10 protein-coding genes are annotated in these 9,844 nt (G+C 45.7%); 3 read left to right on the top strand and 7 right to left on the bottom strand.

The features are described from left to right. Nucleotides 1–539: sulfatase-like hydrolase/transferase (locus Q0668_RS14860; protein WP_298866044.1), on the bottom strand; the 539-nt coding region annotated here is incomplete at its 3' end. A gap of 200 nt (nucleotides 540–739) precedes the next feature. On the opposite strand from Q0668_RS14860, the gene Q0668_RS14855 reads away from it, so the two are divergent. Next, a complete protein-coding gene (locus tag Q0668_RS14855) occupies nucleotides 740–1,369 on the top strand; it encodes a hypothetical protein (RefSeq protein WP_298866043.1) in 630 nt (209 codons plus the stop codon). 18 nt (nucleotides 1,370–1,387) lie between these two features. Here Q0668_RS14855 and Q0668_RS14850 read toward each other — a convergent pair whose 3' ends face one another. Continuing rightward, complete coding sequence (locus Q0668_RS14850) at nucleotides 1,388–1,696, bottom strand: hypothetical protein (protein ID WP_298866042.1); 309 nt, start codon at nucleotides 1,694–1,696, stop codon at nucleotides 1,388–1,390. A gap of 531 nt (nucleotides 1,697–2,227) precedes the next feature. Here Q0668_RS14850 and Q0668_RS14845 point away from each other — a divergent pair. Both Q0668_RS14845 and Q0668_RS14840 read left to right on the top strand, forming a co-directional pair. Next, nucleotides 2,228–3,289 (top strand): Ldh family oxidoreductase, encoded by a 1,062-nt coding sequence (locus Q0668_RS14845; RefSeq protein WP_298866041.1) that lies wholly within the window; start codon nucleotides 2,228–2,230, stop codon nucleotides 3,287–3,289. A gap of 195 nt (nucleotides 3,290–3,484) precedes the next feature. After that, nucleotides 3,485–3,766 (top strand): hypothetical protein, encoded by a 282-nt coding sequence (locus Q0668_RS14840; RefSeq protein ID WP_298866040.1) that lies wholly within the window; start codon nucleotides 3,485–3,487, stop codon nucleotides 3,764–3,766. A gap of 19 nt (nucleotides 3,767–3,785) precedes the next feature. On the opposite strand, the gene Q0668_RS14835 is transcribed toward Q0668_RS14840, so the two are convergent. The 5 genes from Q0668_RS14835 to Q0668_RS14815 form a co-directional block, all read right to left on the bottom strand. Continuing rightward, the gene (locus Q0668_RS14835) at nucleotides 3,786–5,486 is read right to left on the bottom strand and encodes a serine/threonine-protein kinase (protein WP_298866038.1); all 1,701 of its coding nucleotides are present in this window, start codon (nucleotides 5,484–5,486) and stop codon (nucleotides 3,786–3,788) included. Nucleotides 5,487–5,764: 278 nt separating this feature from the next. Next, nucleotides 5,765–6,802 carry a hypothetical protein gene (locus tag Q0668_RS14830; protein ID WP_298866036.1) on the bottom strand — a complete coding sequence of 346 codons (1,038 nt, stop codon included), beginning with the start codon at nucleotides 6,800–6,802 and terminating at the stop codon, nucleotides 5,765–5,767. A gap of 107 nt (nucleotides 6,803–6,909) precedes the next feature. Then, nucleotides 6,910–7,782 (bottom strand): dihydroorotate dehydrogenase electron transfer subunit, encoded by an 873-nt coding sequence (locus Q0668_RS14825; RefSeq protein WP_298866034.1) that lies wholly within the window; start codon nucleotides 7,780–7,782, stop codon nucleotides 6,910–6,912. Beyond that, nucleotides 7,779–8,795 (bottom strand): pseudouridine synthase, encoded by a 1,017-nt coding sequence (locus Q0668_RS14820; RefSeq protein ID WP_298866032.1) that lies wholly within the window; start codon nucleotides 8,793–8,795, stop codon nucleotides 7,779–7,781. The genes Q0668_RS14825 and Q0668_RS14820 overlap by 4 nt, the downstream gene beginning before the upstream one ends. Before the next feature lie 119 nt (nucleotides 8,796–8,914). After that, nucleotides 8,915–9,844: sigma-70 family RNA polymerase sigma factor (locus Q0668_RS14815; protein ID WP_298866030.1), on the bottom strand; the 930-nt coding region annotated here is incomplete at its 5' end.

Below are 9,844 nucleotides of genomic sequence, written 5' to 3'. Positions count from 1 at the left end.
TTAAAAAAAACATCCGTGCAATATCCGACCGTTTTTCGTTTTTTCCCATTCTTCCATAACCAGGGATCAAAGTAACTGTTTGGTTGATCCGGGCCCTGACCAATTCCTCCACTTTTATGAATCAGTGATTCCTCGAACCCCTGATCTTCTGGACGCATCGGATAATTATCTCCCAGATGCCATTTGCCAAAGATTCCGGTTTTATATCCAGCCTCTTTTAATAGTTCCGCGATCGTAACTTCATCACCATGCATCTTAGCACCACCGCGCGAAGTGTGGATGACCCCCGTACGATAGTAATAGCGGCCCGTCATCAGACTGGCGCGGGTCGGCGCACAAACTGGACTACAGTAAAATCGACTTAATTCGATTCCTTCTTTTGCCATCCTGTCGAGGTGTGGAGTATTAATTTTCGTATTTCCATGAAAACCAACATCACCATAACCTTGATCATCTGAGAGAATTAATATCACATTAGGTCGCGCCAGATTCTCATTTGCGCCCCAGGCAGAATTACTATTTCCAATGGAAAGAACCATCCACGCTATCATGAGGATATGCTGAGGGAATCTGGAGCTCATCTTCATCGAAAACATATTACGTCCCTTTCTCTCACCACAGTTAGCCATTGATGACTCAATGCCTGCGATCTTTGAAAAATCAGTTGCCGGACACTCACCAATGCGATACGATTACAGGTACCATCATGGGCCATTCCAATGAATCGGGAGAACAAACCATGAATTCCAAACTCGTCATTCTCATATTTCTCACGGGGTCCGTTTGGAACCACTGTATTCTTGCTCAAGAAATCAGAATCCAACAACCTATCGTACAACAATTCTCTGCACGAACAACGGTGAGCGTTCCTGATAGAGGCAGTGCGGTTTTAGGTTCCTTTCATTCCGGTGTCATCCGGTCCAGGCAAAGTGGCCCGTTACGACGGGGAAGCTCCTACGGTCAAGCATTTCAAAGTTCGACCAGCAGCGTCAGCGTGTATATCCACGATTTTGAAGCAATGGATCGAATGCTTTTGAATTCTGCACCCGCGTCATCACGTTACCTGGGGCGAAATTCCCAGACCGATCTGAAACAATGGAAACAACAGCTCTTCTCCCGGCGCGCACAAACATCTGATTTGAAGCGTTCTTCTAGCGCACACGACCTGCCACAAAGTTCTACTTCTATTCAGCAGGTGAAGCCTCAAGCCAAAGCAGAACGCTTTTTTCAGCTGGGTCAGAATGCGGAAAAAAAACATGCGACTCCCAATATCGCGATCCTGCATTACAGAGTGGCAGAAAAATACGGAAGTTCCAAAGCCACAGCCAGATTGCAAAAACTGATTTCTCTCAAAGAGACGCGTGAATAGGAGATTTCACGAGAGTTACTATGCGGCTTCCTCTGATTCCTCTTCCGGAACAAAAACCCGGTTCGGAAGATGAACTTTTGCGTAACGTTCTCCCCCGGCATCATAAAAATAGACCATATTAGAGTCAGATGCCCAAATGGCTCCTAAGCGGACACTTCGTGGGCCATTAATCGAGAATTGAAGTCCACAGCTTCGACCCCGGCGTCTGAGAGCCATTTCAGACATCGAAAACTGTTCTTCGAGAAGATTCTCTTTCTCGCAAAGCGTTTTATGGATGTAAAGACGGAGTTCATTAAGCGACTGGATGTTCTCGAGGCTGATACTCATTCACTGTACCTTTGGCAAAAACTTCGTACACCTGTTTTTCCAGTTAATCCATCCGTTTGTGTACTTCAGATTAAGCTGAATTATCAGGTTGACCTCACGAATATCGTCCAACGATACGGGCATCTGTCAGAAGAGTTCTCGCGCCCTTCTCTTTGTTATTATTTGATAAGATTATGAATCTGATTTATTCGTTACAGTAGATAAATATTTTGTGTATTTCCCAATGATTAAAAAATATGACTGATGAAAGCCATTCGATCACTTGCTGGAACTGGCAAGCGAACTCTGAAAACAGACTTATTTTATACGAATTTTTTATCTAACCGGACTACATTATGATCTTTCAGGGGAGCAGGACCTTCCAAACATATCAATGAACGTGCATTTTTTCTGTACAACACGGAAAATCCTGATATCCCCTAAATTTACCGAATATAAAATAGTTTGTATGATGAGAGTTTAACAAAACAGCAAAACAGACTTTTGTTCAAGATTTGATCAACATTTTCACTCTTAAGAGGACTTTCTAACGTGCCTGTAATCTCTGCTCAGTCTCTCCAGAACTTTACCGAATCGCTCTTGCTCCAAGGGGGCGCCAACGAACACGAAGCGCGCATCGTTTCCCACAGTCTGGTTGAGGCGAATTTACTCGGACACGATTCACATGGAGTCATGCGTCTTCCCTTTTATCTGGGCCGCGTGAAAGAAGGGATTCTCAAAGCAGGTGAGACATTGAAAATTCTAAACGAAACACCAGCTGCCATTGCCGGCGATGGTTGCTGGGGATTCGGACAAACTGTGATGCACGATCTTATGAACCGTTTAATAGGCAAAGCATCGAATCTCGGAGTTGCCTGTGGAACCGTAACACGTGCTTCTCATATTGGCCGACTGGGAGAATATGCAGAAATGGCTGCTGCAAAGGGGATGGCTTCCATCATTTGTGCTAATACTCACGGCTCTGCTCCGCGAGTCGCTCCGGTAGGTGGTAAACGGCCCCGGCTCGGGACCAATCCCATCTGTATTGGTATGCCAGGCGGAGAGGAGGGGCCTTTTGTCCTTGATTTTGGAACCTCTGCCACTGCAGAAGGCAAAGTGCGAATCAAAAAGATTGCCGGTGAACAGGTCCCTCCTGGTTTGATTCTAGACCCTGACGGAAATCCAACAACCGACCCCAATCAGCTTTATGGAGACCCTCCAGGTACGATTCTGCCCATGGGTGGCGATCAGGCGTACAAAGGCTTTGGCCTCTCGTTCATGGTGGAAATGCTCTGTGGTGCACTTTCCGGCGGACAATGTGCTTTCCCTGACCCACCACCGCCTCAGGGTAATTGCGTCTTTGCCATTGTGATCGACGCAAAACATCTGGGCGGTCAGAATCATATGTTGAATGAAATTATGAATCTGGAGAAATATGTCCGAAGTGTCCCCTTGAAAGAGGGCGTAAGTGAAGTGTATCTACCCGGAGATCCTGAAAAAAACACATCGGCAACCCGAAAGGAAAATGGGATTTCGCTCGACAGGGGAAACTGGGAAGCCTTGACTAATCTCGCTGCAGAATTAGGGGTCACAGTCCCGGAAGTCAAAGAATAGTACAGTCGCGAATGCCGGATGATCTAGCCTGTGTCCAGGTTTACCGTAGCGTCTCCAAGACCATTTGAAACAAGTATAATAGAATGAAAGGCGCTAAGGTTAAATGGGATCCGATCTAGCCTGTGTCCAGGTTTACTGCAGCGTCTCCAAGACCATTTGAAACGAGTATATTAGAACGAAAGGCGCTAAGGTTAAATGGGATCCGATCTAGATCACAATCAGAATCACCAACTCGAAGTTCGTGATGCGCGCCTCTATATTCCCATCAAAGAAACGGAAAACACGAATATCCTGGTAAAAACATCGCCATCCAAAGAGTATTGCTTTTCCAAATTTCCAGGAGAAGAGCATTACCATTTATTAATGCACGGCGAAATCTATGTCACGACCGGCCATGATCTGTATTGTGTGGAATGCGCTATTCGGCACGGTTTTATCACAACAGACCGTTTGAACTGGCAACATCAAAAGAGATAAATGACATCTATCGTATTGATTACACATTGACCGGCAAGATCGTAGTTGCTTTCAGGTAATCTGATGCATACTCTAACCCCGGTTCTTGCTGTGCCAGTTGTTCCGCATCTGACCACCAGGAGGCAGCCTGTTCCTGGGTCCATTCTTTTAACTGCAGTTTGTTAAGGGCGCGACTTACTGCTTCCACCGTCTGAAAGCGATTTACAGGCTTCTTTTCCAGACATTTCAGAATAATCGCTTCCAGTTCACTGGGTATTTCCGCATTAATCTCCGTCAATGGTCTCACCTTCTGACTTGCATGCGCAAATACGACTTTCAGCGCACTCTCTCCTTCAAAGACCGGCTTTCCTGTCAGTAAATAATACGCGGCCGCTCCCAGAGAATAGATGTCGGATCGGAAATCTGGCTTGCCGTCACCGGTCACGACTTCAGGACTTGTATACAATGGAGAACCAACAACAGCACCTTCCATTGTTAGATCGAGTGAATTTTTATCCTGACGACTATCTTTTACCAATCCAAAGTCAAGCAGTTTGGCGACGTCATATAATCCACCTCGTTCAGCGGAAAATATATTTCCCGGCTTGATATCTCGATGAATCAGTTTTTTGTGGTGCGCTTCTGCCAGAGCCGAGCATACCTGTTTGAGCAGATAAACTACGCGTTCGGGAGGAAGGGCCCCAAAGCGTTCTACGATTTCCTGTAAATTGAGACCGGGCAAGAATTCCATCGCATAATAAAACGTGCCCTCTTCCGTATGGCCATAATCATAAATCTCAATAGTATTCGGGTGTGTCAAACCCGCGGTTGCCTGAACTTCACTCTCAAACCGCAACAGGACGTTTTCATCGTCCACCTTATCACGCCGAATTAATTTAATCGCACAGGGACGTTTGAGAAGGCGATGTTCTGCCAGATACACTTCTCCCATACCTCCACTGCCAATTTGCTGACGTAAGGTATACATACCCACGCCTTTGGCATCGAAGGCTTCACGCCGCAGGCTTCCCACACGATAGGAACCATAAACGGCAGTTGTTGCAGAAATCAGCAACAAAATTACCATTTCAGACAATCCGCCCGAGTACAGAACATCTGATACATCAACAACCTTCATCCCCGTCATAACGGCACCTACAACGGGGCTGATCACCATCAAACTAACAGCAGCCATTACTCCACGAAGTGAATTGGGAATGAAAAACCCATAGGTATAAATCAAGATCATCCATGGTATCACTGTTTTCAATGGAAAAGCAAAAGCCACTTTTGACAACACTTCAGGGTCGCAGGCACAAAGCTCACTAAATTGCATCCAGATAAAAAATGTGGCAGGTGCACCAAATGTGATCGCTTCACAAATTCTTAACCGCCAAAGACACAAACAGGGATTCAGCCAGAGCAAGCCCGATACGGCAAAAAGAATTCCAGTCAACACAGCATCAAATATGAGCAGTTCCTGATCATGAACTGCGTGAAATTTTTGCAGCAGGAGGCCGCGAATTAGAAAGGCACCTGTTGCAAAAGCAAGTATTAGGGAAGCCATCCGTAGACGATTCAGTAACAGTACCCTTCCCTGCTCTTGAAACATCCCTGAACCACGAGTCACCACTCCCGCATGCGGACAGAACTTCCCTGCTTCTTTGACAAATTCCTTCGGAAGTGATGTGGGTGAAAGATCAGGGTTCACCTCTGAAGGTGTCTCTCGTTTTGAACTCATCCTCTAAGTTCCCAAGTCTATTTTGCAATAATGCTTAACTGGAAAAGAGTATTTTGAATGAACTCAATACAGCCTGAAATCTGTTGTTTGCTGTCTGACAGGTGTTCAAAACGCTACAAAAAACCTGATTTCGGGTCGGTGAGTTCGATGTTAAAATCTCACAACTGCTGAATCTGGCTTCATTATACGTACTGGGAGAGACGATTTACAGTACCTTTTCCTGACTCGAAACAAATAAGTGACCTACATCATAAACCCCTACAAAAAACAGAGATAAGCTATGGAGTGGACCTTTTCTGATAACACTCTCCCAGGTGAACCATAATCTCAAGCGCAAGCAAATCTGCACGAGACATCACGTGCCGTGAACTACGATTCCCCAATCCCTTCACAATAACTTCCACACATTTGAGATGGAATTCCAGAACCTGCCCAGGAGTTAAATTGGCGGCAGCCAATAATTCCGCGATTTGTAGAATTTCGTCCTTCAAACTTCCCGAACCCATAATCACATAGGTCCTCAATAATTCGTGATAATAATCCTGTACTTCAAGCGGTATATGAAACTCATTGGATGTTTGTCTGGATTTTTTTTGAATCTGACTTTGGCTCAAGAATTGATCCTGCTCTGATTTCTCAGGTTCAATGGGATAGGTAAGCGTCTGCAATTCTTCAACCATGGATCGCTGCTGTTTCAGCAGTCTTTCTGATTCATCCCGTTCTCGAACCAACCTGCGATGATTTTCCACTAGCAACCGATGATTATCTTCACCCAGTTGGTATACCATCATTGCGCGTTTCATTGTGCCTAGTAATGCCGGTGATTCCCACATCGCTGCAGAAACCAGAATTTGGGCTTGATATTCACACCCGGCCAAAACCACTTCGTCATCTGGCATAGCAAGCATCAACACAATGGGATCATGACATCCACTGCCACGGATGGCATTGAGAAGCGATAATTGTTTCGATTTGGATTCAAAATCAATCCCAATCAGCAAACAATCATAGCTGTCATCTCGAAGGAGTGTCAGAGCTTCTTCTGATGTGGAGACCCATCCAAAGCGAGGTTCAACGCACCCAATGGAATCCAGTCGCAAAGCTAACCCCACCCAGACCGGTCTCTTGTCACTGACGAATAGTACTTTCAACCGCGGGGGAATCAACTGCTGTTGTGAAGCCATCAGAACGTCTTCAGGCAGGCTTTTTTCAGTTCTGTTGAGCGGAGCAGGCGGTAGGGAACTTACCTGATTTTCTTCGCATCCCGCGGAAGAATGGGCACTTGATTGATTGTTTTTTTCATGTTTAACGCTCATTTGCGGACCTGCACTTTGGCAAGACTATAGAGATTCTCAATCAAAACTGTCAAGACGAGGTCGACCTGAGTCTCTTCATTACATGATAGTTAACAAAGTTCGTTCTTCTAAAACACAAGGGATTCAGCTTTAAAAACAGGGCCTTCAACACAAGTACGACGGTAATCCCATTCCTCATCATTAATACGTACTTTCGCGACACAACTGAAACAGGCACCAAACCCACAGGCCATTGGCGTTTCGAGTGAAAGCCAACACGGAATTCCGGCTTTGATTGCTATTTTACCAACAGCTTCCATCATCGGCTCTGGACCACAACAAAAAATGGTAGCGGGAGGTGTTGAACTGTCGATTTGTTGCTGCAGCAAATCTGTGACATAACCGTGGTGCCCGAACGTTCCATCATCAGTGGCAACTTCAACATCAAGACCTGTCAATTTAAAATCATTCAGACCGGCAAGATACGCTTTAGAACGTGCGCCATAAAGTAAGCTGACCTTTTCAGGAAACTCATTCAGAATCCGTTGTGATTGTCCATATTCTCTTAACCCCAGCGCCTCTCGCGCTGTCGCCAGAAATGGTGTCTGTCCGATGCCCCCTGCCACCATCGCCAATGCACCACTTCCCGGCATTGGAAAACCATTGCCCAGAGGCCCCCAGATTTCAACCTGATCACCTGGCTGCCAATGTGTCATCCGTGCCGTCAGTTTTCCGACAACAACATACCCAAAGTCGAGACCGGTTGGCTGGCCTGTTTCATCCAAACAAGTATCGTAAAGCGCAAACGGACGTCCCAATAATGGATCATTAACCTCGGGTTCCCTCACCATAAAGAACTGGCCTGGCAGAATGTTTTTCGCAATTTGCGGGCATTCTAACCGCAGCCGATATGTGTCCTGCGCCATGGGTTCCTGTTCCACCACGGTTGCAGAAAGATATTGTGGAGTAGCACAATCACTGAATTCCGGCGTCGACGTCATTTTCGTCTTCCTTGACTTGTTTTCTTCTTATGAGTTGCACCAATGATTCTTCTACCCGTAGTTCCCTGTTGAGATGCTGATGCGCCCCGCTTGGAATTGCTGTTGCGCGACTTGGAACTGCTTTCACTGGACTTTTTTCCGAACGTCTTTTTGTCTGCAGAACCATGCGTCGGTCTGCCTTTTCCGGGCACTGCGCTTTTACGTCCTTTCCGGTGACGGATATCCGGAGAATGTTTTTCATTCATCATGTCACGTAATTTTTTCAATTCCCAATCCGTGAGACGTTTATACTCTCCCGATTTAAGCTTGCCGATGTTAAGGGGACCAAACCGAACACGTATCAGCTGAATGACTTTATGACCAATACGCGCCATCATCCTGCGAATTTCTCGATTCTGCCCTTCATGCAGAGTCAATTCGAGAAATGTGCTCTTTCCCTGTTTTCGTAGATATTTCAAACCGGAAACACGAAAGACCCCTTCTTTAAAACGGACTCCCTTGCGTAATTCATCTAATTTTTCACGTGTCGGATTTCCTACAACTTGTACATGATAAGTTCTCGGAACCTTGTAACGGGGATGAGCCAACCTTTCGGCCATCGCACCATCATTCGTCACCAGAATTAACCCTTCACTATTTTCATCCAGTCGACCTACGGTAAAAAGTCGCTGGCCCTCATTCGGGAATAGATCAATGACTCTTCTTCTGCCCGCGGGATCATTATTCGTACAAAGAAAACCGGTCGGCTTGTTTAACAGATAATAACGTCGCGGTTGAAGACGAACCCGTTCCCCATCCACACAGATCACCTGAGTTTCAGGGTCGACCTTCACTCCAAATTCAGAGGCTGCCTCTCCATCGATTGTGACTCGACCTGTTTCAATGTATTCCTCACAGTGACGTCGAGACCCCAGTCCTGTAGCGGCCAGAAATTTCTGCAGACGGATTAAGTGAACATCTTCTGCAGACGAATCCGTATCAGAATTGGGTGGGGGGGGTGTTTGGGAACTCATGATCTTTCAACTATGGTAAAACCTGGAAACGCATTAATACAGGCTTTTAGGCCCAGATTCTCTTATACCAAAGGTTGAACATGATACCAATTAGTAAGAATGAATTCTTTTCAGGGAAGTCAAATGATTTCAGGGATTTCCAGGTTTTGTTCTTCAGCAGCCTCTCTTAGGCGATTGAGGGATCGGATTGTCAACTGTCGAACCCGTTCCGTACTGACTCCCAGATCTTCAGCGATTTCCCGAAATTTTTGGGGTATACCTGATTGATGCAAACCAAATCGACGTTTGAGAATCATTTGCTCACGTTCATCAAGGGAATCCAGCACTTTTTTCAACACACCATGAATCGTGTAGTGATATGATTCATAAGATCGCTGACTCGAACGAAAATCGCTCAATCCCATAGCCACAGGTTCTACACCACTTAGAAAGGTGCTACGGTATTTTCGTCTTTGTTTTGTCGATCGAAACAGAAAATTTCGCACAGCCCATGTCCCATATGTGCTAAAGCGGTTGCCTCGCTCAACATCAAATATCTCTACCGCGCGAATTAAAGGCAATTGACCATCGCTGACAATGTCATCAAACGAGTTCGCTCGATCTGTCAGTCCTTTGGCAATCGAAACAACCAGACGTAAGTTAGCCTGAATGATATAGTCGCGTATTCTCTGTGCATCTTTCAGTTTCTGCTCAATACGATCCAATAATCCAATACAGGGTGATTTTAAGTCAATTTCCTCTCTCAGAACTGCAGCCCGGTATTTCAGATAATTCATTCCCTTGAACAGAACAGGTTCCTGTTCTTTTTCTAATAAAGGCACTGAATACAGCTGCGAATACTGAGATGTGAAATCGAGTGATTCAGAATCTGTATCAGGATTGAGTGCAGCACATAACTTTTGCAAAGGGATGAGAATCTGATCGCATGCGTCTACCTGATCGAATTGGTCACTCAATACATATTCGATTTTGACGGAACAGATCGCCTCGGCTCGTTGCTGCAACTCTCTTGTGACACAGAGCTTCTTCATACGGGCTGATTTTTGTAT

The organism is uncultured Gimesia sp., from assembly GCF_937910335.1.
Lineage (GTDB): Bacteria > Planctomycetota > Planctomycetia > Planctomycetales > Planctomycetaceae > Gimesia.
The sequence above is the reverse complement of the archived record's forward strand: the minus strand, read 5'-3'. Positions and strand labels throughout refer to the sequence as shown.

Bases quoted from the DNA above. Each gene is read 5' to 3' on its own strand.
- Q0668_RS14855 (WP_298866043.1), top strand. From the start codon at position 740: ATGAATTCCAAACTCGTCATTCTCATATTTCTCACGGGGTCCGTTTGG.
- Q0668_RS14850 (WP_298866042.1), bottom strand. From the start codon at position 1,696: ATGAGTATCAGCCTCGAGAACATCCAGTCGCTTAATGAACTCCGTCTT.
- Q0668_RS14840 (WP_298866040.1), top strand. From the start codon at position 3,485: ATGGGATCCGATCTAGATCACAATCAGAATCACCAACTCGAAGTTCGT.
- Q0668_RS14835 (WP_298866038.1), bottom strand. From the start codon at position 5,486: ATGAGTTCAAAACGAGAGACACCTTCAGAGGTGAACCCTGATCTTTCA.
- Q0668_RS14830 (WP_298866036.1), bottom strand. From the start codon at position 6,802: ATGAGCGTTAAACATGAAAAAAACAATCAATCAAGTGCCCATTCTTCC.
- Q0668_RS14825 (WP_298866034.1), bottom strand. From the start codon at position 7,782: ATGACGTCGACGCCGGAATTCAGTGATTGTGCTACTCCACAATATCTT.
- Q0668_RS14820 (WP_298866032.1), bottom strand. From the start codon at position 8,795: ATGAGTTCCCAAACACCCCCCCCACCCAATTCTGATACGGATTCGTCT.